Source organism: Bacillus thuringiensis, assembly GCF_001595725.1.
GTDB lineage: Bacteria > Bacillota > Bacilli > Bacillales > Bacillaceae_G > Bacillus_A > Bacillus_A thuringiensis_K.
This window is the reverse complement of record NZ_CP014282.1, coordinates 3848902-3870377: the sequence shown is the minus strand read 5'-3', so window position 1 is coordinate 3870377 and position 21476 is coordinate 3848902. Positions and strand designations below refer to the sequence as shown.

Below are 21476 nucleotides of genomic sequence, written 5' to 3'. Positions count from 1 at the left end.
ATAAAAAGCGGCTGCTCTGGATATATCAAAAATTATTTCCAAAGAAATATTATATAGGGATTTTTAGAGGGATTACATTTATATTTAGTTGTCTATTTTTATTTCTAGCAGCCGGGATTTGGTTTTTTGATCGGAATAAATTGTTTTAAACAGTAACATGAGGGTTACTGTTTTTTTCTTTGTAATAAAGAGCTTTGTAAAGAGAGGGCTTTTTGTTCTGCTGTTAATAAGGAATGAATATGAACGTTTTCTGGACGAGGGACTATCGGATACATAAGATTTGTTGGAGAAGGGTGGTGCTCCGAGCCGTTTGGAGAATGAGGATCTGCATGAGTAAGTTTTCCATGAATACGTCTTGTAAATAAAATATGACCGATTTCGTGAGCGAGCGTATATATATTTTTTATAGGAGCAGCCGAATTTGTTAAAACGATATAACCGGTAAGTTGCTGTTGTTTTGCTAAAGAATAAGCGCAGGCAATTACTGCTGTTTCTTTGAAATAATCACTGCCAATATAACAAATATAAAGGTCGCATTCAGGAGCTTCATTTACACATGTTTGGAAAAAGGATGCCAACTTTTCTTGACTTTGAATGGAATTTCTATAACTGATTTCACGGTCAAAAAAACGGAAAAGTTCATTTAATACAATTACTTCTTGAATTTGAAATGTAATGGGGTGCCAAATTGATTCTGCAACAGCTAAATCTTTTGCGATGCGGTCATCAGAAATATCGGCGCCGGGAGTAATGCAAATACATATATTGACGTATGGATCCATAAGGAACACCTCAAATGAAAAAAGTTCTTCCTATAATATATGTGGGAAAAAGATGTCATGTATGGATAAACGCCTTCTTTATTGAATATATAGATGACAAGTCGAAAAAATTTCATAGTTCTATAACATGGTGTGGTCGTCTTTTTGATATAGTAAAGGAAAGGGGGAGAATATATGTATACATTAAAAATCGTTTCAGACAGAGAAGCACTTTATCAATTTGCGAGTTATGTAAGAGTTGTACAAGGGGTTGAAGATGTATATGTAGAGGTAGGAGAACCTTTATATGAACATCCTTTAATGAAGTTTTATGTACATATTAAGCTGAAAGAAACATATGAGCAGCATAAAGCGTTACAGGAAATAGCAAGATTAGTAGAATTGGGGCGTTTTACATATGTCCATTATCGTAATGATGAAATTGAGGAAGCTTTTGAAGCTGTAAAATATGAAAGTTTTAAGAAATAAAGGTGAAAAAAAGGAGGCGAAAGCTTCTTTTTTTCTTTAAAATTACATGAACAAAAAGAGAAAAATTTTGTTATGATAAGGGAGGTTAGGGAAAGGGGGATTTACATATGGGGTATATTGAAGAGTTACGCAAAGTCGTTGGTACAAGGCCGCTTATTCTCGTAGGATCAGCAATCATTATATTAAATGATAATCAAGAAGTATTGCTTCAATATCGTTCAGATACATATAATTGGGGTGTACCTGGTGGGGCGATGGAACTGGGCGAAACGACAGAAGAAACTGCACGTAGAGAGTTATTTGAGGAAACGGGGTTAACTGCAAAAATAATGCAATTTCTTGGTGTTCTATCAGGAAAAGAAGTATATTTCCGTTATCCGAATGGCGATGAAATTTTCAATGTCATTCATCTGTATCAGGCACATCATGTGAGTGGGGAATTAAAGCTCGATCATGAAGGGTTGAAACTCCGATATTTTCCAGTAGATAAGTTGCCAAAATTGAATGAAACGACAGAGAAAATTTTACAAAAGTTTTTATATGCACTGACAGAATAGAAGGTTAATTCCTTCTATTTTTATTATATTAAATATTTTGATTTTTTAGTATGTTTATAGTATGATAGTTATAGATATACATCTTATGGAAGTTCACCTAAAAACTTACTAGGGTACATAAGAGAGGGGCAAGTACAAAATGCATAATGTTGTTATTACAGCTGCAGTTCGTTCGCCAATTGGAACTTTTGGAGGAGCGCTAAAAAATGTAACGCCAGTAGAATTAGCTGTTCCTGTACTTCAGGAAGCTGTAAAACGAGGCGGGGTAGAACCACATGAAGTTGATGAAGTGATTTTAGGTCATTGTATTCAAAGAACTGATGAAGCAAATACGGCGAGAACAGCTGCATTAGCGGCAGGATTTCCTGACACAGTTACGGGATATACAATCCAACGTCAATGTTCTTCAGGTATGCAAGCAATTATGTCAGCTGCAATGCAAATCCAATTAGGTGTAAGTGATGTTGTTGTTGCAGGTGGAGTAGAAGCGATGAGTTCGAGCCCTTATGCATTGAAACAGCACCGCTGGGGACAACGTCTACAGCACGGAGAAATTCGTGACACGGTGTGGGAAGTGTTAGAAGATCCGATTCACCATATTATGATGGGTGAAACAGCGGAAAATTTAGTTGAACAATATGAAATTACAAGAGAGGAACAAGATGAAGTTGCTCTTCGCAGTCATACATTGGCACTGAAGGCAATCGAGTCTGGATACTTTGACGATCAAATTGTTCCTATTACAATAAAAGAACGTAGAAAAGAAGTAGTATTTTCGCAGGATGAGCATCCACGTGCAGATATTACAGCGGAAAAATTAGCAGGGTTAAAACCAGCATTCCGTAAAGATGGATCTGTAACTGCAGGTAATGCATCTGGCCTGAATGACGGAAGTGCAGTTCTAGTATTAATGAGCGAAGAAAAAGCGAAAGAAAAAGGCTTACAACCGTTAGCGAGAATTGTTGGATATTCAGTAGCTGGAGTAGACCCGAAAATTATGGGTATTGGACCAGCACCAGCAATCCGAAAAGGATTAGAGAAAGTAGATTGGTCATTAGAAGATGCAGATTTACTTGAAATTAATGAAGCTTTCGCGGCTCAATATTTAGCTGTAGAGAAAGAGTTAGGCTTAGACCGTGAAAAAGTGAACGTAAACGGTAGTGGCGTAGGACTTGGGCATCCAATTGGTTGTACAGGGGCTCGTATTACAGTAAGTTTAATTCACGAATTAAAAAGACGTGGTTTAGAAAAAGGAATTGCCTCTTTATGCGTTGGTGGCGGTATCGGGGTTGCCTTATTTATAGAAGCACTATAAAAAAGAAGCAGCTATTGCTGCTTCTTTTTTTACGACTTAAATAGATGATGGAATAATCGATCGCGATTTTCAAAGAAAAGTTTCGTCGTTTGGTAATGCTCAGTTTCTTCTAATGTGGATTCGTGAATTCCCTCTTGTGTTAAAGAGTATATAGTAGATTCAGGGTAAGCCATTAAAATAGGAGAATGCGTCGCAATAACAAATTGTGAACCTTGTTCCGCTAGCTCATGCATTCGAATGAGCATGGAAAGTTGTCTCATCGGTGATAAAGCTGCCTCAGGCTCATCTAAAATGTATAAACCTTGTCCTGAAAAACGGTTCATAAATAAGGAAAAGAATGATTCGCCGTGAGATTGTTCGTGTAGTGAAACGCCGCCGTAAGATTTTATAGCATCTATTTCATCAATATAAGAAGCAACGTTATAAAATGATTCAGCGCGAAGAAAGAAACCGTCGTTTGGTGTATTGAAACTTTTGGAAATTCGAAGGTATTCATGTAAAGATGAATGTGAATCGTTTGTGCTAAAGCGGAAATTCTTCGTTCCACCTTCTGCATTAAAACCTAACGCAATTGCAATTCCTTCAAGTAATGTTGATTTACCTGTTCCGTTTTCTCCAATAATGAATGTTACATTTGGATGGAAAGCTAGTGACTGTAATGTTCGAATAGCGGGTAAACAGTAAGGATATGCGGAAAAACTAGGGATATTTTCTTTTTTTAATGTGACATTTTGTAAAAAGGGTACGTCAATCAATATATAAACCTCAATTCATAACGGATTTTGAATTTAAAAAGGCAGCAAATAAAAGTGTTAATGACACCTGAATCCCTTCTTGTTTTTTGAATATTTTATGTGGATTATATCATTTAAACTATCATATTCCAATGTGAAAATAAATATTGCATGAAGATCCATTCTCTCGTTATGATATATGGTATTCTATTGAAAATGTGAGAAGGAGTTAAAGTATGCCGTTTACATTTGCACATCCAGCAGCAGTTCTTCCTTTTGCGAAAAAGCATTCTAAACATATTTCAGTAACGGCTCTTATATTAGGTAGTATGGCGCCTGACTTTGAATATTTTTTACACTTTAGACCCTATGGTGTTATTGGCCATACATGGCTTGGGTTCTTATATTTAAATTTACCGCTTGTATTTCTACTCGCATACATATATCATTACATTTTAAAAAAGCCGTTTATAACGCATTTGCCTAAACCGTTTGCTGGTTATTATTCATATGCAATAGATGAGAGGTGGGGGCTACATACCTGGAAAGAATTCTTTGTATTTTGCTATTCTGCATTATTCGGTATGCTCACGCATGTCGTTTGGGATGCATTTACTCATAATACAGGCTATTTCGTTATGAAAATACCATTGTTACAAATTGAATTACGCAGTATTCCATTGTATAAATATATGCAACATGGGAGTACATGTGTTGGCTTATTATTGCTATTATACGTACTATGGAAGTATAAAGATGAAACAGGGAAAGATATGATTGTAGCTTTAGAAAAAAGAAAGTATTGGGTTTCTATAATCATTGTGACAGCTTTTATATTTATCGTGCATGCGTTCTTAGATCCTTATTTTCATATTTTCCAAATTGGAGGTATAATAGTATCTGGACTGACAAGTTCATTTTGTGGAATTGTCATTGTTTCTATAGTTTACAAAGCAAGGGACTAATTTTATATTCATGAATGATAGCGTTAGGAGAAATGAAATGATGAAAGCATGGAAAAGTATTTTTGTTTTATGTAGTTTTCTTCTTATGTTAAGTGGTTGCTTCCATCAAGAAGAAAAGAAAGCTGAACCGAAGAAGAAAGAATCTATTCCTGAAACGAAAGAATATGGTGGGCGTGAGCTGAAAAAAGTAGGACAAAAAGTGAAAGAAACAGGATGGGGTACTTTCAAGTTAGAGCAGATGCATTCTGTGAATCAAACATTTGAAGTAGCGCCAATGAAAATTTACGTACAAGATGTGAAAGTAATCTCTTTATCACAAATGAGTGAAAAGGCAAAAAATACATTGAAAGTATACACGGCACTAACTCCTGAAGAAGTAAAACGTAGATTAGGGGATAAAGTAAGCCAAGAAGATGCAGAATTATATGCATCGCTAAGTGGAACAGAGATTAGTAATACAATTCGTTACGTTGAGATTACATATAAAGTGGAGAATAGCGGAAATAAAAATATGCAATTTTTCTCTATGAATGATGTTATGATTAATGGTAAGCAACATTTTAAAGTAGCCACTCAAAACTTTTTATATGACGAAGATACGTTAGTTGGTACAAAAAATGTATCAAGAGAAGACTATAAGCCTGGTGAAACAAGAGATGGTATTATTGGTTTAATACTTGACGATGGAAAAGACAAGGTAAAGGATATTCAGTTTACAACTGATGATTTACTTGCAGGAGATTCAGAAACACAAGATGTTGTAAAAGAGCCACAAACGTTTAACATCTCACTAAAATAATGTAAGACAAAACAGTCAGCATTCAAATATTATGCTGACTGTTTTTTTATTTCTTTTATGTATAAATCTACATTTTGAAAAGGCACCTTAATTTTAAACGCATCTTTTTGTTCATTAAATTGCTTTTCATTGTAGGGACCGAAACGTTTATTGTGCTTTACGTCAATAATCCAATAATGTTCACTTTTTCTATTTGCAATTGCTGCGTCAGGGTTATTTGGATCTGATTTTTCCTCAGTTTGTTTTGCAATAATGTATTTATCATCCCAAGCAATGTCTGTAATTTTTGCAGGGATGTATTGTGTGGCATATACAGCATCTTGCGAGGGGAAAAGTTCAAATGCATTTCCAGAAGTACGTATGAGTTCGTATTCATCGTTAACCGTATAAGTTAAGTGACTTGTGTTTCCTGCACAACCAGTTAATAGGAAGGCGACGAATAGGATTATCCATTTTTTCAATATGGGAACCTCCTTTATAATGCTATTGTAACAAATTGTACAAGAAAAGTAAGAGAAACGCTAGTTTACAATGTTTTTTAGAAGTGGTACGATGAGACGGGTAAAGAAGGAAATGAAGGAGTCGACATAAAATGAAGTTAAAGATGCATCGTCCAGCGCTTGTAATGAATCGCATAGGTGCTTCCCTAATTGACATGTTTTTAATCTCGGTTATGTATGGTGCAGTAGTAGCTATTATGACCGGAAACTATAGTGCTATGTTTAAGCGCTTTAATATAAGCTTAGGTGATTTTAGATATGATTTCGCAGTAGTTTTCATATTAATGGCGATATATTTTATTGTATTACCCTTTCTTTGGAACGGTGTAACTCTTGGTAAAAAGGTAACGAGAATAAAATTAATTTCATTGAAGAGTGAAAAGCTAACGTTGCAAACATTAATTATAAGATTTTTTGTAGTGTTATTACCGAACGTATTGCTATTAGGAATTCCATTAATATGTAATGTATATATGATGTTGTTCCGCAAAGATAATTGTGGTTTTCAGGATTTAATGACAAAAACGAAAGTAATAAGTCTTGTATAATGAAAAAAGACCTTTTTATATATAAAAGGGTCTTTTTGATTTTATAAGTATATTGGGAATGTTTACAGTAAGGAAAAGCTAAAATATGTCATTTCTATTTATAATTTATTGAAAATTAAGAAAATTGTATAATGATTAAAAATAATATCTTTATTAAGCTATATTGAAGCTGAGTAAAATTTCACTTTATATAATAAGGGGGAAGTTAAAATGACAGGAGGTAGCATAATTTTTTGGGGTATTCTCATTTTTATCGGTCTAGTTTTTGATCAGCGTAATAGTAAGAAAAAAGAAGGATAAAAAGTAAGCGTTCACAAATAAAATAGCGATTTTTCTTGCTTGCAGATTATTCTTATAAAGGAGTATACTGAATGACGGTAAGACTTATAGAAGGGGTAATGAAAATGAAGCTTGCAGGAAAAGTTGCTATCGTAACTGGCGGTGGCATCGGTATTGGACGTAATACAGCTCTTTTGTTGGCTAAACAAGGCGCAAAAGTTATTGTGACGGACATTGATCAAGAGAGTGGACAAGCAACAGTGGAGGAAATTATGAATCTAGGCGGAGAAGCACTTTTTGTATCCTATGATATGGGAAAGCAAGGAGATTGGCAACGCGTTATTAGCATTACTTTGAATGCATTCAGTCGCATTGATATGCTTTTTCAAAATGCTGGTTTATATAAAATAGATTCTATTTTTTCTCGCCAACAAGAGAACGATTCCAATGTACTTTGTATTAATGACGTTTGGATAGAGATAAAACAATTAACGTCATCTTTTATGAAACAGCAAGAAGAAGTGGTGCTTAGTGATTTACCGATTTTCGGCATTATTAGCACGAAAGGACAATCATTTCATACAGTAGAAGCCCTAGTATAATAATGAAAACCGCCCTCAATATATGTGGACGGTTTTTTTGTATGTGTATAGTAAAGATAAATTTTTTAGCGAATACGTTGTTCAGTTTGGTTATCAAAGAAATGCGCTTTATTCATATCAAATGCTAATTTAATTTGGTCACCAGGTGAAAATGTATGTCTTGCATCTACACGTGCTGCAAAATCTTGATTTCCAAGTTTCATATATAAAATGGATTCAGCACCTAATAATTCAGCGACTTCAATTTTTGTTGTGAAGGCAGTAGATTGCGAAGCTTCTAAAAATAGTAGTTCATCATGAATGTCCTCTGGGCGAATACCTAAAACAATTTCCTTATTTACATAGCCTTGTTCACGTAGCATCTTCATTTTTCCTTCAGATACTTTAATTTTTATAGTATTATCTATAACGAAATCGGTTTCAGTCAATTTACCACGGAAGAAATTCATCGCTGGTGAGCCGATAAATCCACCCACGAAAATGTTTTCTGGTGTTTCGTATACTTCTTTTGGAGTTCCAATTTGTTGGATTTTTCCATCCTTCATAACGACAAGACGCGAAGCCATAGTCATTGCTTCTGTTTGGTCATGTGTTACATAAATTGTTGTTGTTCCCAGGCGATGATGTAGCTTAGAAATTTCTGAGCGCATTGCAACACGGAGTTTAGCATCTAAGTTTGATAATGGTTCATCCATTAAGAAAACTTTTGCATCTCGAACGATTGCTCTACCTAACGCAACACGTTGGCGCTGTCCACCTGATAATGCTTTCGGTTTTCTATCTAAATATTGTTCAAGTCCTAAAATTTTTGCTGCATCTTTCACACGACGATCGATTTCATCTTTTGGTATTTTTCGAAGTTTTAATCCAAATGCCATATTATCATATACACTCATATGTGGATAAAGAGCGTAGTTTTGGAATACCATTGCGATATCTCGATCTTTTGGAGGAACATCATTCATTAGTTTACCATCAATTGAAAAATCGCCTTTTGAAATATCTTCAAGTCCAGCTACCATTCGTAATGTTGTAGATTTTCCGCATCCAGAAGGACCGACAAATACGATAAATTCTTTATCTTGAATGTGTAAATTAAAATCAGTTACAGCTGTTACGTTATTATCATATATCTTATAAATGTTTTCTAATTTAAGTTCTGCCATGGTATTTCCCCCTAGAAATAATTATGCAAACGTTTTCTTTGAGTTCATTATAAACGAATAGATTCAAAAAATAAATAAAAAAATAAAACGTTTTCATTTATTGGAGAGTTATTAGTAATTTTCATATGTTTTCTTAGAAAAAGAACAATAAAAATTGTAAGCGCTATTTTAAATTGAGATAGAATCTGTTATCATTCATTAATGAAAACGTTTGCGCCTTGAAAAAGAGAAAAATGAATGAAATGGGGTAGCATAATGGAAAAACAATGGTGGAAAGAAAGCGTAGTATATCAAATTTATCCTCGTAGCTTTATGGATAGTAACGGTGATGGTATAGGAGATCTTCAAGGGATTATTTCAAAGCTAGATTACTTAAAAGAATTAGGGATTGATGTGATTTGGTTATCACCAGTCTATGAATCTCCAAATGATGATAATGGTTATGATATAAGCGATTATTGTAAAATTATGAACGAGTTCGGAACAATGGAAGATTGGGATGAGCTATTACATGAAATGCATGAACGCAATATGAAACTGATGATGGATTTAGTTGTTAATCATACATCTGATGAACATAATTGGTTTATTGAATCACGTAAATCAAAAGATAATAAATATAGAGATTACTATATATGGCGTCCTGGAAAAGAAGGGAAAGAACCGAACAACTGGGGAGCTGCTTTTAGTGGATCTGCATGGCAGTATGATGAAATGACGGATGAATATTATTTACATCTGTTTTCTAAAAAACAGCCAGATTTAAACTGGGATAATGAAAAGGTAAGACAAGATGTTTATGAGATGATGAAGTTTTGGTTAGAAAAAGGAATTGATGGATTCCGCATGGATGTTATCAATTTTATATCTAAAGAAGAAGGGCTACCAGCTGTTGAAACAGATGAAGATGGTTATGTTTCAGGTCATAAACATTTTATGAACGGTCCAAACATTCATAAATATTTACATGAAATGCATGAAGAAGTATTATCGCATTATGATATTATGACGGTTGGTGAGATGCCAGGTGTAACGACAGAAGAAGCCCAACTGTATACTGGAGAAGAACGAAAAGAGTTGCAAATGGTATTCCAATTTGAACATATGGATTTAGATTCAGGAGAAGGTGGAAAGTGGGATGTAAAACCATGCTCACTTCTTACTTTAAAAGAGAATTTAACAAAGTGGCAAAAAGCATTAGAGCATACAGGATGGAATAGCCTTTATTGGAATAATCATGATCAGCCTCGCGTTGTATCTCGTTTTGGTAATGATGGAATGTATCGCATTGAATCAGCAAAAATGTTAGCGACAGTTCTTCATATGATGAAAGGAACGCCATATATTTATCAAGGAGAAGAAATCGGAATGACGAACGTCCGATTTGAGTCGATTAATGAATATCGAGATATTGAAACGTTAAATATGTATAAAGAAAAAGTGATAGACCATGGTGAAGATATAGAAAAAGTAATGGAATCTATTTATATAAAGGGCCGTGATAATGCTAGAACTCCGATGCAGTGGAATGATCAGAATCACGCTGGATTTACAAAAGGTGAACCTTGGATTACTGTAAATCCTAACTATAAAGAGATTAATGTGAAACAAGCAATTCAAGATGAAGGTTCAATTTTTTATTACTATAAGAAATTAATTGAACTACGCAAAAATAATGAAATAGTTGTATATGGATCATATGATTTAATATTAGATAATGACCCTTCTATTTTTGCTTATGTAAGAACATATAGAGATGAAAAACTACTTGTCATTGCAAACTTTACTGCGGATGAAAGTGTATTTGAAATGCCTAAGGATATTGGTTATAGTGAATCAGAGTTATTTATACACAATTACGATGTAGAAATCGGATCGATAGATAACATTCCATTACGTCCGTATGAAGCGATAGTATTCAAATTGAAATAAGAAAAAGCCTTATGCCACTTCAAACTTGGCATAAGGCTTTTTGGATTACCATTTTAATATGGAGAATCCATATGGAGGAAGTGTAACTTGTAATACACTTGCTTCCGCTGAAAATTCTTCGTTTGTATAAATATTAATTATTTTCTTACCAGTAACATGAAGAGGGAGTGAAACTGTAACTTCACTATTAGTAGGGTTTAAAACGAAAAAGATAGTTTCATCCTCATATGTTTTCGTATAAGAAATATAATTATGTTCATCATTTGTTTCGATGAATTGAAAAGTACCATGTCCTCCAAATGCTTTATGTTCTTTACGTAATAAAATCAATGTTTGTATATGGGTAAATAATGCATGATCTTGTTCTTTAGTATCCCAAATCATACATTTACGGCAATCAGGGTCCATGCCGCCATCCATACCAATTTCATCCCCGTAATAAATACAAGGAGAGCCGATGAAAGAAAGATGGAATACATAGAGCAATTTCAACTTATTTTTATCTCCGTTGCATGTTGTTAAAATTCTTGGAGTATCATGGCTGTCTAATAAATGAAATGCTGCTTCATTTACATTCATAGAGTAGGAATGTAGAGATTCTGTAATTTGCTTCGTGAATTCACTTGCTTTAATGGAATCGTTAGCAAAGTAAGAAAGTAGAGCGTTTGTAACAGGATAACTCATGACAGCATCAAATTGATCGCCTTGTAGCCACGGAAGGGCATCGTGCCAAATTTCTCCCAAAATATATACTTCAGGATTTAGTGTCTTTATTTCAGTTCGGAATTCTCTCCAAAAGTTGTGATCGACTTCATTGGCGACATCAAGGCGCCAGCCATCTATATTGAATTCGCGTACCCAATAACGTCCTACTTCAAGTAAGTATTCTTTTACATCTGGATGAGCTGTATTTAATTTAGGCATATACGGTGTAAAGGCGAAAGTATCATAATTTGGAAGTGGTTCGGTTATAATCGGGAATTCATGAATGTGGAACCACTCTTTATATGCGGACTTCTCACCATTCTCTAGTACGTCTTGAAATTTCTCGAAAAAGTATCCACTATGATTAAACACAGCATCGAGCATTACTTTTATACCGTGCTTATGACATTCTTCAACGAGCTCTTTAAAAGTTTCTTTCGTCCCAAATTGTGGGTCAATTTCCATATAGTCAATTGTGTCATATTTATGGTTTGAATGAGCTTTGAAAATAGGTGTGAAATATATTCCGGAAATGCCAAGGTTAACAAGGTAATCAAGGTTTTGAATAACACCAGCAAAATCTCCGCCGAAAAAATTAGTTGTAGTTGGATTCGCACTTCCCCAAGGAAGGGTGTTTTCTGGATTCAGCGTACTATCGCCATTAGCGAATCGTTCAGGAAAAATCTGATACCAAATGGTGTCTTTAATCCAAGATGGTGCTTTGAATACATCATCTGCATGAATAAATGGAAAACAGAAAAAGTTACCAACATCATCATTTGGAATGCTAGAAAAAAATCCTCGCTCTGCATAAATAAGAGTGTCTGTTTCAGATTTTAATTCAAATCCATAACGTAAGCGCTTAAATTTCGGTTCGATTGCAATGGACCAATAATCAAATAATGCAGTAGAACCCGTTTTTTTCATGGGTGTACTTGATGATATCCATTTCCCGTCTTTCCATTCGTAAGGATCACCGTAAATAAGATCGGCGCATTGAACATCATCTCTCTTAGTACGTACTCGGATGTGAATTGTTTGTTCATCATAAGCGTATGCATAATTATCTTTCGGCCTATGATAAATGGCTTCTTTAAACATATAGAAAATCCCCCTTCAATATCTCTATACATAGTATTCCCTTAAGTGTAATAATAAAGCCTATATTGCAAACGATTGCCTTTCTCATAGCTTTAATATTGCTTATAAGAGTAGTATTCATTTCATATAAAGTCAATGTATAAAGAGTATAATGACATAATTTTTAAATTAATATTTGCAAAATGAATAAAAGAATGTATAATGATAGACAAATAGCGCAAACGTTTTCATAGATTGAGATATTGTTTGCGCTTCAATTAAACTATTAAATGCAAACGTTTTCAGTTACTGAGGTACATAGACAATTTAGGGAGGTTTTTGGGATGAAGAAAGCATTATCATTATTAACGGTTTCAGCATTATCTATTGGTATGTTATCTGCATGTGGACCGAAAGATTCAGGGAAAAAAGAGGAAAGTAAAGCGAAAAAAGATTATGATCTTCTTGTTTGGGAAGATGATAAAAAAGGTGTTGGTTTAGAAGCAGCAGTGAAAAGCTTTGAGGAAAAATATAAAGTAAAAGTAAAAGTTGTTGAAATGCAAATGACAGATCAAGTGAAGAAGTTACGCCTTGATGGGCCAGCGGGGACTGGACCAGATGTTGTAACATTGCCACACGATCAAATCGGAAATGCAGTAACAGAAGGTTTACTTTCTGAAGTGAAAGCAGATGATGCTGTAAAGAGTAAATTTACTGATTCATCAATAAAAGCACAGACATATAACGGAAAATTATATGGTTTACCAAAAGCAATTGAGACGCCAGTCTTTATTTACAATAAAAAACTAATGCCAAAAGCGCCAGAAACGATGGACGAGCTGTTTAACTTCTCAAAAGAATTTACGAAAGATGGCAAGTACGGATTTTTAGCATTAGGAGATAACTTCTACTTTGCTAATGCATTCATGGCAGGTATGGGCGGTTATGTATTTGGTGAAAAAGATGGAAAGCCAAATGCAAGTGATGTTGGATTAAATAATAGCGGAGCAGTACAAGGTGCTGAATATCTTCAAAAATGGTACAAAGAAAAATTATTCCCGAAAGGTATTATCGGTGAATCAGGTGGGCCTGCTGCTGATGGGTTATTCAATGAAGGAAAAGCAGCATCTATCATGAATGGCCCATGGGCGTTCCAAGCAATGGAAAAGAACGGAATTGATTATGGCGTTGCTCCAATGCCGAAATTACCAAATGGTCAACCAATGAAAACGTTCGTTGGGGTTAAAGGGTGGCATGTAACTAGTTTCTCTAAACAAAATGATTTAGCTACAAAATTCACTGAGTGGGTAACAAATGAAGAAAACGCAAAAATTCGATTTGAAAAAACAAAAGAAATTCCTCCAGTAAAATCAGTAATGGAAGATCCAATTATTAAAGATAACGAAGCTGCAAAAGCAGTTGCAACGCAATCTGAAAATGGAATTCCAATGCCAAACATTCCAGAAATGCAAGAAGTTTGGAAACCAGCTGGAGATGCGCTTCAATTAGTTGTTACAGATAAAGAGGCACCAAAAGTGGCGCTTGATAGTGCAGTGAAACAAATTAAAGGTAATATTGAGGCAAATCATAACAAGAAAAAATAAGGTGAAATTCGTGCCTCTAATATGAGAGGCACGAATTCTCTCCCTTCCATGTAGGAAGAAAAAAGGGGGAAGGAACATGCAAACATCTATGGAACCAGCAAATGGGTTGAATCATTCTAAGCATAGGAAAATGGCAACCATGTTATCAATCATTCCAGGCGTGGGCCAAATGTATAATAAACAATTTGTAAAAGGTCTTATTTTTCTAGTATTAACAGGTTCATTTATTGTAGCCTTTGCTGATTTATTAAATATGGGATTATGGGGTATTGTAACGCTTGGTACAGAAGTTCCACGTGACCATTCTGTCTTTCTATTAGTAGAAGGAATCTTGGCCCTTATCGTTATCGCTTTTGGACTCGGCATATATGCATTTAACTTATATGATGCATACCAAAATGGAAAGAAACGTGATATCGGAACACCGTTAAATTCTGTAAAAGAGCAATACCGTAATTTGTTAGATCAAGGTTTTCCTTATTTAATGGTTTCACCAGGTTTTCTACTACTTATCTTTGTTGTCGTATTTCCAATCATCTTCGTAGTTTTAATTGGATTTACAAACTATGATTTATATCATTCTCCTCCAGCTAAATTAGTAGATTGGGTGGGCTTTAAAAACTTTATTGATATTTTCACTTTACCGATGTGGAGAGAGACATTTGTAAGTGTATTCTCTTGGACTGTCATTTGGACATTCGTTGCAACAACATTACAAGTTGCGCTTGGTATTTTCTTAGCGATTATCGTAAATCAGCCCGGTATTAAAGGAAAGGCGATTATTCGAACAATCTTTATTTTACCGTGGGCTGTTCCAGCATTCGTATCTATTCTTGTGTTCTCTGGTATGTTTAATGAAACATTCGGAGCGATTAACAATCAAGTATTAGCTTTATTCGGAATTGAAAAGATTGCTTGGATGACAGATCCATTTTGGGCGAAGATTGCTTTAATTATGATTCAAACGTGGCTTGGGTTCCCGTTTATCTTTGCGATGACAACAGGTATACTGCAATCGATTCCGGGAGAATTATATGAAGCGGCTACAGTAGATGGAGCGACAGCTTGGCAACAGTTTCGTAAAATTACATTGCCACTAGTGTTATACGCAACAGCGCCAATATTAATTACGCAATATACGTTTAACTTTAATAACTTTAGTATCATCTATCTATTTAACGGTGGAGGTCCTGCTGTAGCTGGACAAGACGCAGGTGGAACGGATATTTTAATTTCATGGATTTATAAGTTAACGATGACTTCAGCGCAGTACGGAAAAGCAGCAGCTCTTACAATGATATTATCGTTAATCGTTATTACAGTTGCGTTATGGCAATTTAAGAGAACAAAATCATTCCAAGAAGAGGATATGATGTAAATGAATATTAAAAGACAGAAGATGTTACGTCTCTCATTAAGTTATTTAGTTATTTTCGTAATGTGTGCCATCATTTTCTATCCGTTATTATGGATTATTGGCTCATCGTTTAATCCGGGTGATAGTTTATCTGGATCAAGTATTATTCCACAAAATGCAACGTTAGATCATTATCGTAAGTTATTAGATCTAGAGAATAGTAATTACTTACTATGGTATAAAAACACATTAAAAGTAAGTGTTTTAACGATGATTTTCTCAGTGTTAGCAATTAGCTTTACTGCTTATGCATTTTCGAGATATCGTTTTGTTGGAAGAAAAAATGGTTTATTAACATTTTTAATTCTGCAAATGATTCCAAACTTTGCAGCGTTAATTGCTCTATACGTATTAGCTCAATTAACAGGATTAATTGATACACATCTTGCATTAATTTTAATTTATGTAGGCGGGGCCATTCCGATGAATACATGGCTTATGAAAGGGTATTTTGATACGATTCCGAAAGAACTGGATGAATCAGCTCGTATGGATGGAGCAGGACATTTTCGTATTTTTTGGCAAATCATTATGCCACTTGCAAAGCCAATCGTAGCGGTTGTAGCGTTATTTACTTTCATTGGTCCGTTTACAGATTTCATTTTAGCGAGTATTATTTTGCGAACACCAGAAAATTATACTTTAGCAGTTGGATTATATGAAATGGTTGCGAAAAAATTCGGTAATGAATTTACAACGTTTGCAGCGGGTTCTGTGTTAATTGCAATCCCAATTTCAATTTTATTCCTATCACTACAAAAATACTTTATTTCTGGTTTAACAGCTGGAGGTACAAAAGGATGAAAAATGGGACATTACGTCCCATTTCTCTTTTCATCTCCCTATAAATAAGTTTATAGGGAGATGAAAAGAGATTTGACATCACATGTGAAAAGAAGTGAAATAAATAGTATATTATAGTATAGGAAAAAATAGCTATATCCCTTACAATACATGAAGAGGGAGAATAGGATTAGTTTTGCAAGATATAAGAAATGAAAGTTTATGACTTGCAATGAGTGCGAGATAAAATATATGAAAAATGGCAGAGAAATGAGAGGAGGGGATTTTTATGACAGTTACAATTAAAGATGTGGCGAAGCAAGCGAATGTTGCACCATCAACAGTTTCTCGTGTAATTGCTGATAATCCAAGTATAAGTGAAAAGACAAAGCGCCGTGTTAGGAAAGTGATGAGTGAATTAGGGTATCATCCCAATTTAAATGCGAGAAATCTTGCGAACCAAACGACGAAGACACTTGGTCTTGTTATGCCAAGTTCTGCAAGTAAAGCTTTTCAAAATCCATTTTTCCCAGAAGTTATAAGAGGGATTAGTTCATTTGCACACGTAGAAGGTTATGCGCTTTACATGTCGACAGGTGAAACGGAAGAAGAAATTTTTAATGGTGTCGTAAAGATGGTACAGGGACGCCAAATTGGTGGCATTATTCTTTTATATTCAAGAGAGAATGATCGGATTATTCAATATTTACATGAACAAAATTTCCCGTTTGTTTTAATAGGAAAACCATATGATCGAAAAGATGAAATTACATATGTAGATAATGACAATTATACAGCTGCAAGAGAAGTGGCAGAATATTTAATTTCATTAGGGCATAAGCAAATCGCGTTCATTGGTGGTGGATCAGATTTACTTGTAACGAGAGATCGTTTAGCTGGTATGAGTGATGCCTTGAAATTAGCAGACATTGTATTACCAAAAGAATATATTTTACATTTTGATTTTTCGAGGGAAAGTGGTCAACAAGCCGTTGAGGAATTAATGGGACTGCAGGAACCGCCGACGGCAATTATGGCAACGGATGACTTAATTGGACTTGGTGTGTTAAGTGCTCTTTCTAAAAAAGGATTCGTTGTACCGAAGGATGTTTCTATTGTAAGCTTTAATAATGCTTTATTATCAGAAATTGCAAGCCCTCCACTTTCAACAGTTGATGTGAATATTTATCAGCTAGGATATGAGGCAGCAAAAGCATTAGTTGATAAAGTAGAGAATGTAGAATCCACTGCAAAGTGTATCATTATTCCTCATAAATTACTAAAACGTCAAACTTGTGATCATTATGCATAAAAAAAGCTAAGAGTTTAACTCTTAGCTTTTTTCTTTAAAAAGGCTTCTAATCGGTCGCAGCCTTCTTTTAAAGTTTCGATACTATACGCATAGGACAAGCGAAGGTAGCCTTCACCGTATTCAGAGAATGCTGTTCCAGGAACTACAGCTAGTCCTGCTTCTTTAACAAGATTAAGTGCAAAATCAAATGATGAAGATGTCAAATGACCAACATATGGGAATAAATAAAATGCACCTGTTGGCTTTTCAACTGTTAATCCCATTTGAGTGAGTCTATTATATACGTAATCACGGCGTTTTTTATATTGGTGGCGCATCATTTTAGGTGCGTCTTTAGCCGCTGTTAATGCTTCAATTGCAGCGTATTGAGCGATTGAAGTAGCGCACGTTACGTTGTACTGATGAACTTTTAATATGTGTCCTGCTAAATAGCTTGGTGCAAATAAAAGTCCAACACGCCAGCCGGTCATAGAATGTGATTTAGATAAACCGTTAATGACAATTGTCTTTTCACGCATTTCTGGGAAATGGGCGATAGATGTATGCTTTTGTTCATATACAAGCTCGCTATAAATTTCATCTGAAAGGACGAAAATATTTTTATCTTTTAAAACATCTACAATATCTTTTAATTCTTCGGTGGATAAAGTTACACCAGTTGGGTTAGAAGGATACGGTAGTACGATACATCTTGTTTTTTCTGTAATAGCATTTTTAAGCGCTTCAGCTGTTAAACGAAATCCAGTTTCACGAACATCTACAAAAATAGGCGTTGCACCGCATAATCGAATAATAGGTTCGTAGCCTGGATAAATAGGAGCAGGTAAAATTACTTCTGTTCCTGGCTCTAAAATCGTTCGGAATGCAACATCAATTGCTTCGCTAGCACCGATTGTAACGATGGTTTCGTTTTCAGGTGAATAATGTAAATCGTAGTTATCTTTTACGAAGTTACAAGCTGCCTTGCGTAATTCTAGTAAACCAGCGTTATGTGTATAGCTTGTATAGTTTTCTGTAATAGCCCGTTTAGCCGCTTCTTTCACGAGAGAAGGTGTAGGGAAATCGGGTTGTCCAATTGTTAAAGAAATCAAATTATCATAGTTTTGAATCATGTTAGAGAATTGACGGATTCCAGAAATTTGGATGTCCTTCACTCTAGGGTTAATGAATTGTTCCATTGTATCTCCCTTTCTTCCGTTTGAAAATTAAGTTCATTTTATCATATTTTCTATGATTACGCTTTGTATATGTTATTTAGAAAGAGAGAGAAAAGTGAAAAAAAGCCGCTATAAGCGACTTTTTAATATCCGTATTCCCAATCTATTTCATCTTCATTCCAGAGTACAGAGGATACCTTGCCAAGGTGAACAACTGATTCGTTCACAGCACATGTGCAGTTTTCTTCTCCCGCTTTATGCTGTAACTCTTCATATACTGATTTTTCAACATTTTCTAGAACAACCAAATTTTCTTCTTTTAAAACAAGCGTAGTACCCGCCATATTTATCTTCCTCCTACTAAAGTAATGATCACTTATTTGTAAACATAGATAGTATGGATTATATGCTGTATTTTGCTATAGTTGTCCGTCTAAAAAAGTATTTTTATATTTTCTTTGTAATCCGTATTCATTGTATACTGCATGAAGGAAATTTGGTACAGGGTTTACAATCATTTCGAAAATCTGTAACAATTATTATGAGCTGTTAACAAAGAATTAACAAATATGTTAAGAAAAATCAAAATTTTAAAACAAATACACCTATAAAATGATATAATCATATCAAAATACATATAGGGGATGAGAGGTTATGGAGCTTATCCGTGATTTGTTGATTCAAATTGCCATCATAATTTTGCCACTATTTTTATATGAAGCGATTCGTTTAAATCGCTATCAAGAAATGCCTCCGAAGCCAAATCGTTACTTTATTATGTTTTTATCTAGCGTTACGCTCATTCTCTCCATGACATACTCTATTTGTTTTGGCAATGTGTGTGGGTATAACTTTCACCCCATTCCAATTGTCAGTGGTTTTTTATATGGTGGGATTGTTGGTTTAATCCCAGCGGTTATTTTTGTTGCATATGAATGGTTACTAAAGGGAATGAGCTTTCTTCCAGTTTTAGAAGTAATATTTCTATTGATAGTTCCGCTATTTTTATCAAAGAAATGGTCTCTTTTTTCAAAGGATAAGAAATTAATTTTAGCATTTATGATTTCATCATTTTATGTGCTTGTTTCTTTAGTATTAGGCATGATTAATGTTCTTTTGGAAACAGGATTTACACCGTATATTTCGCAAATATATAGCGGATTTATATTTGCCTCGCTTATCATGGTCATGACAATGGTATTTCAGGTGTATTTAACTGAATATTTAAATGAAAATGCATTGCTACGTACAGAGATGCAAAAATCAGAAAAACTTAATATTGTAAGTGAATTAGCAGCAAGTGTGGCACATGAAGTTCGCAATCCCCTTACTGTTGTTCGTGGATTTATCCAATTGCTAGAAAGCACGGAAGATGTGAAGAATAAGGATTATATGCGTCTCGTATTAGCTGAATTGGATCGGGCGGAACAAATTATTTCAGATTACTTAAATTTAGCAAGGCCGCAAATTGAGAAAAAAGAACACATTTGTTTATCAGCCCAATTAATAGAAATGACCACTCTTATGTCGTCATTTGCAGCGATGCAAGGTGTATATTTACAAGTTGAAATTTCAGAAAGTCTTTATACGATTGGTGATAAGACAAAATTGAAGCAAGCTATTATGAATGTTGTTAAAAATGGTATTGAAGCAATTCAAGGAAATAAAGGATATTTAAAAGTAACAGCTATTCAAAAAGACGAAACAATCATAATAAGAGTTAAAGATAGTGGTGTTGGTATGACGAAAGAACAGTTAGCAAGGCTGGGGCAACCATATTATTCTTTAAAAGAAAAAGGAACAGGATTAGGGCTTATGGTAACATTTAGTATTTTACAAGCGCATAATGGTACATTGGAATATAAGAGTGAGAGCGGAAAAGGCACTGAAGCAATTATTATATTACCAGCTGTACAAAATAAGGAATAAAAGTTACCGATGGAAGGTAACTTTTTATTTTATATTGTTTATTCGTTTGTTTTTTCTTGTTTTGCTCGGCTAAATAAACTTTTAAATGATTGAAAGAAGCTTTGCTCTTTTGAGGCAGCAACCATTCTTTTTGTTTCTTGAATTTCTCGAATAACTTGCATAAGCTGTGCATCACGGTTACTATCCTTGTTATAAATTTGACTAACAAGTTTATTCATTTTTTCTTCCTGTTTGGATTCTCGTTTATACATATGATTCATTAATAAGTCCATCTTTTCTTTTTGCAATGCATCTGTTTGAGCGGCGTGATCGACTAACTCTTGAAGCATTTTTTCTTGAGAGCCTTCTTTTACATAAACTTGTTGCATCAATTCGTCTAGTTTCTCATCCTTTAAACGATTTTGTGTAATTAGAGTAGAATTTTGATGAATAATTGCTTCATTTAATTGAGCGAGCATTTCAAGTTTTAACATGAACTCCTCAAAGTTACGCCCATCTTCTTTTTCTTTCGGTTGTATTTCTTGTTTATCTTGTATAACTGGTACAGGTGGGGCCTCTTTTTCTTTTAAAATAATTGGTATCGTTTCTGAAATATCTTCTTGCAGTGTAGCAGCTCTTTCATGAATAGATTTCAATAGTTTTAAATCATCCAGCTTATAAATACGAGCATCAGCTGTTTTGGAAATCATATAACCATGTTCCTCTAACAGTTGACTATATTTGCGAACTATATGTTTTGGGATGCCTGTTTTATTCGTGACATCTTTCGTTTTATAGGTAGCTTCCATAATATTTCCTCCCCAAAAAGTATCGTATATATCATTTCAATCTTTTATGAGGAC

General features: G+C 34.5%; 22 protein-coding genes and 1 pseudogene. 15 read left to right on the top strand and 8 right to left on the bottom strand.

The genetic code is table 11. From position 1 onward, the window contains the following. Nucleotides 1–5 precede the first annotated feature (5 nt). A pseudogene (locus tag AXW78_RS34940) lies at nt 6–149 on the top strand (DNA-binding protein); the annotation flags it as partial. Between the two features lie 15 nt (nt 150–164). Here the strand turns inward: AXW78_RS34940 and AXW78_RS19140 are convergent. Further along, nucleotides 165–782, bottom strand: coding sequence for a hypothetical protein (locus AXW78_RS19140; RefSeq protein ID WP_061884532.1), 618 nt, complete (start codon nt 780–782; stop codon nt 165–167). A gap of 174 nt (nt 783–956) precedes the next feature. On the opposite strand from AXW78_RS19140, the gene AXW78_RS19135 reads away from it, so the two are divergent. The 3 genes from AXW78_RS19135 (at nt 957) to AXW78_RS19125 (ending at nt 3122) form a co-directional block, all read left to right on the top strand. After that, nucleotides 957–1250, top strand: a complete 294-nt coding sequence (locus AXW78_RS19135; protein WP_000288330.1) for a DUF3928 family protein — start codon at nt 957–959, stop codon at nt 1248–1250. Between the two features lie 107 nt (nt 1251–1357). Continuing rightward, complete coding sequence (locus AXW78_RS19130) at nt 1358–1807, top strand: NUDIX hydrolase (protein ID WP_002164161.1); 450 nt, start codon at nt 1358–1360, stop codon at nt 1805–1807. Between the two features lie 139 nt (nt 1808–1946). After that, complete coding sequence (locus AXW78_RS19125; protein WP_000552079.1) at nt 1947–3122, top strand: acetyl-CoA C-acetyltransferase; 1176 nt, start codon at nt 1947–1949, stop codon at nt 3120–3122. 29 nt (nt 3123–3151) lie between these two features. Here the strand turns inward: AXW78_RS19125 and AXW78_RS19120 are convergent, their stop codons facing one another. Then, nucleotides 3152–3877 (bottom strand): AAA family ATPase, encoded by a 726-nt coding sequence (locus AXW78_RS19120; RefSeq protein ID WP_000568002.1) that lies wholly within the window; start codon nt 3875–3877, stop codon nt 3152–3154. 215 nt (nt 3878–4092) lie between these two features. Between AXW78_RS19120 and AXW78_RS19115 the strand changes: the two genes are divergently transcribed. Both AXW78_RS19115 and AXW78_RS19110 read left to right on the top strand, forming a co-directional pair. Beyond that, a complete protein-coding gene (locus tag AXW78_RS19115; RefSeq protein ID WP_001116858.1) occupies nt 4093–4821 on the top strand; it encodes a DUF4184 family protein in 729 nt (242 codons plus the stop codon). Between the two features lie 37 nt (nt 4822–4858). After that, nucleotides 4859–5620: a hypothetical protein gene (locus AXW78_RS19110; RefSeq protein WP_000973901.1), complete on the top strand. Its 762-nt coding sequence runs from the start codon at nt 4859–4861 to the stop codon at nt 5618–5620. 29 nt (nt 5621–5649) lie between these two features. On the opposite strand, the gene AXW78_RS19105 is transcribed toward AXW78_RS19110, so the two are convergent. Continuing rightward, nucleotides 5650–6081, bottom strand: coding sequence for a DUF3997 domain-containing protein (locus AXW78_RS19105; RefSeq protein WP_000758790.1), 432 nt, complete (start codon nt 6079–6081; stop codon nt 5650–5652). Nucleotides 6082–6212: 131 nt separating this feature from the next. On the opposite strand from AXW78_RS19105, the gene AXW78_RS19100 reads away from it, so the two are divergent. From AXW78_RS19100 to AXW78_RS19090, 3 genes are all read left to right on the top strand, one after another. Continuing rightward, complete coding sequence (locus AXW78_RS19100) at nt 6213–6668, top strand: RDD family protein (protein WP_000769083.1); 456 nt, start codon at nt 6213–6215, stop codon at nt 6666–6668. A gap of 210 nt (nt 6669–6878) precedes the next feature. Next, nucleotides 6879–6968, top strand: coding sequence for a hypothetical protein (locus AXW78_RS19095; RefSeq protein WP_000145637.1), 90 nt, complete (start codon nt 6879–6881; stop codon nt 6966–6968). A 71-nt stretch (nt 6969–7039) separates the two neighbouring features. Further along, complete coding sequence (locus AXW78_RS19090; RefSeq protein WP_000218410.1) at nt 7040–7549, top strand: SDR family NAD(P)-dependent oxidoreductase; 510 nt, start codon at nt 7040–7042, stop codon at nt 7547–7549. A gap of 65 nt (nt 7550–7614) precedes the next feature. Here the strand turns inward: AXW78_RS19090 and AXW78_RS19085 are convergent, their stop codons facing one another. After that, the gene (locus AXW78_RS19085) at nt 7615–8715 is read right to left on the bottom strand and encodes an ABC transporter ATP-binding protein (protein ID WP_061884531.1); all 1101 of its coding nucleotides are present in this window, start codon (nt 8713–8715) and stop codon (nt 7615–7617) included. Between the two features lie 255 nt (nt 8716–8970). Here AXW78_RS19085 and malL point away from each other — a divergent pair, with 255 nt between their 5' ends. Beyond that, the gene (malL, locus tag AXW78_RS19080; protein WP_061884860.1) at nt 8971–10647 is read left to right on the top strand and encodes an oligo-1,6-glucosidase; all 1677 of its coding nucleotides are present in this window, start codon (nt 8971–8973) and stop codon (nt 10645–10647) included. Between the two features lie 45 nt (nt 10648–10692). Here the strand turns inward: malL and AXW78_RS19075 are convergent, their stop codons facing one another. Further along, on the bottom strand, nt 10693–12453 hold the full coding sequence (locus AXW78_RS19075) for an alpha-glycosidase (RefSeq protein WP_000471789.1): 1761 nt from the start codon (nt 12451–12453) through the stop codon (nt 10693–10695). 323 nt (nt 12454–12776) lie between these two features. On the opposite strand from AXW78_RS19075, the gene AXW78_RS19070 reads away from it, so the two are divergent. The 4 genes from AXW78_RS19070 (at nt 12777) to malR (ending at nt 17548) form a co-directional block, all read left to right on the top strand. Then, complete coding sequence (locus AXW78_RS19070; RefSeq protein WP_061884530.1) at nt 12777–14036, top strand: extracellular solute-binding protein; 1260 nt, start codon at nt 12777–12779, stop codon at nt 14034–14036. Between the two features lie 76 nt (nt 14037–14112). Beyond that, a complete protein-coding gene (malC, locus tag AXW78_RS19065; protein ID WP_001194994.1) occupies nt 14113–15414 on the top strand; it encodes a maltosaccharide ABC transporter permease MalC in 1302 nt (433 codons plus the stop codon). Beyond that, a complete protein-coding gene (gene malD / locus AXW78_RS19060) occupies nt 15415–16257 on the top strand; it encodes a maltosaccharide ABC transporter permease MalD (protein ID WP_001022608.1) in 843 nt (280 codons plus the stop codon). It abuts the gene before it with no gap. A 268-nt stretch (nt 16258–16525) separates the two neighbouring features. Then, nucleotides 16526–17548, top strand: a complete 1023-nt coding sequence (gene malR / locus AXW78_RS19055; protein ID WP_061884529.1) for a maltose operon transcriptional repressor MalR — start codon at nt 16526–16528, stop codon at nt 17546–17548. A 14-nt stretch (nt 17549–17562) separates the two neighbouring features. On the opposite strand, the gene AXW78_RS19050 is transcribed toward malR, so the two are convergent. Further along, nucleotides 17563–18726 (bottom strand): aminotransferase A, encoded by a 1164-nt coding sequence (locus AXW78_RS19050; RefSeq protein ID WP_000434579.1) that lies wholly within the window; start codon nt 18724–18726, stop codon nt 17563–17565. Nucleotides 18727–18848: 122 nt separating this feature from the next. After that, nucleotides 18849–19049 carry a hypothetical protein gene (locus tag AXW78_RS19045; protein WP_000929280.1) on the bottom strand — a complete coding sequence of 67 codons (201 nt, stop codon included), beginning with the start codon at nt 19047–19049 and terminating at the stop codon, nt 18849–18851. A 310-nt stretch (nt 19050–19359) separates the two neighbouring features. Here AXW78_RS19045 and kinB point away from each other — a divergent pair, with 310 nt between their 5' ends. Then, on the top strand, nt 19360–20634 hold the full coding sequence (gene kinB, locus AXW78_RS19040; RefSeq protein WP_000420360.1) for a sporulation sensor histidine kinase KinB: 1275 nt from the start codon (nt 19360–19362) through the stop codon (nt 20632–20634). A 38-nt stretch (nt 20635–20672) separates the two neighbouring features. Here the strand turns inward: kinB and AXW78_RS19035 are convergent, their stop codons facing one another. Then, a complete protein-coding gene (locus AXW78_RS19035; protein WP_000388466.1) occupies nt 20673–21422 on the bottom strand; it encodes a DUF3967 domain-containing protein in 750 nt (249 codons plus the stop codon). Between the last annotated feature and the right edge of the window lie 54 nt (nt 21423–21476).

Coding starts and splice junctions, on each gene's coding strand:
- AXW78_RS19140 (WP_061884532.1), bottom strand. CDS start 782: ATGGATCCATACGTCAATATATGTATTTGCATTACTCCCGGCGCCGAT.
- AXW78_RS19135 (WP_000288330.1), top strand. CDS start 957: ATGTATACATTAAAAATCGTTTCAGACAGAGAAGCACTTTATCAATTT.
- AXW78_RS19130 (WP_002164161.1), top strand. CDS start 1,358: ATGGGGTATATTGAAGAGTTACGCAAAGTCGTTGGTACAAGGCCGCTT.
- AXW78_RS19125 (WP_000552079.1), top strand. CDS start 1,947: ATGCATAATGTTGTTATTACAGCTGCAGTTCGTTCGCCAATTGGAACT.
- AXW78_RS19115 (WP_001116858.1), top strand. CDS start 4,093: ATGCCGTTTACATTTGCACATCCAGCAGCAGTTCTTCCTTTTGCGAAA.
- AXW78_RS19110 (WP_000973901.1), top strand. CDS start 4,859: ATGATGAAAGCATGGAAAAGTATTTTTGTTTTATGTAGTTTTCTTCTT.
- AXW78_RS19100 (WP_000769083.1), top strand. CDS start 6,213: ATGAAGTTAAAGATGCATCGTCCAGCGCTTGTAATGAATCGCATAGGT.
- AXW78_RS19095 (WP_000145637.1), top strand. CDS start 6,879: ATGACAGGAGGTAGCATAATTTTTTGGGGTATTCTCATTTTTATCGGT.
- AXW78_RS19090 (WP_000218410.1), top strand. CDS start 7,040: ATGACGGTAAGACTTATAGAAGGGGTAATGAAAATGAAGCTTGCAGGA.
- AXW78_RS19085 (WP_061884531.1), bottom strand. CDS start 8,715: ATGGCAGAACTTAAATTAGAAAACATTTATAAGATATATGATAATAAC.
- malL (WP_061884860.1), top strand. CDS start 8,971: ATGGAAAAACAATGGTGGAAAGAAAGCGTAGTATATCAAATTTATCCT.
- AXW78_RS19075 (WP_000471789.1), bottom strand. CDS start 12,453: ATGTTTAAAGAAGCCATTTATCATAGGCCGAAAGATAATTATGCATAC.
- AXW78_RS19070 (WP_061884530.1), top strand. CDS start 12,777: ATGAAGAAAGCATTATCATTATTAACGGTTTCAGCATTATCTATTGGT.
- malC (WP_001194994.1), top strand. CDS start 14,113: ATGCAAACATCTATGGAACCAGCAAATGGGTTGAATCATTCTAAGCAT.
- malD (WP_001022608.1), top strand. CDS start 15,415: ATGAATATTAAAAGACAGAAGATGTTACGTCTCTCATTAAGTTATTTA.
- malR (WP_061884529.1), top strand. CDS start 16,526: ATGACAGTTACAATTAAAGATGTGGCGAAGCAAGCGAATGTTGCACCA.
- AXW78_RS19050 (WP_000434579.1), bottom strand. CDS start 18,726: ATGGAACAATTCATTAACCCTAGAGTGAAGGACATCCAAATTTCTGGA.
- AXW78_RS19045 (WP_000929280.1), bottom strand. CDS start 19,049: ATGGCGGGTACTACGCTTGTTTTAAAAGAAGAAAATTTGGTTGTTCTA.
- kinB (WP_000420360.1), top strand. CDS start 19,360: ATGGAGCTTATCCGTGATTTGTTGATTCAAATTGCCATCATAATTTTG.
- AXW78_RS19035 (WP_000388466.1), bottom strand. CDS start 21,422: ATGGAAGCTACCTATAAAACGAAAGATGTCACGAATAAAACAGGCATC.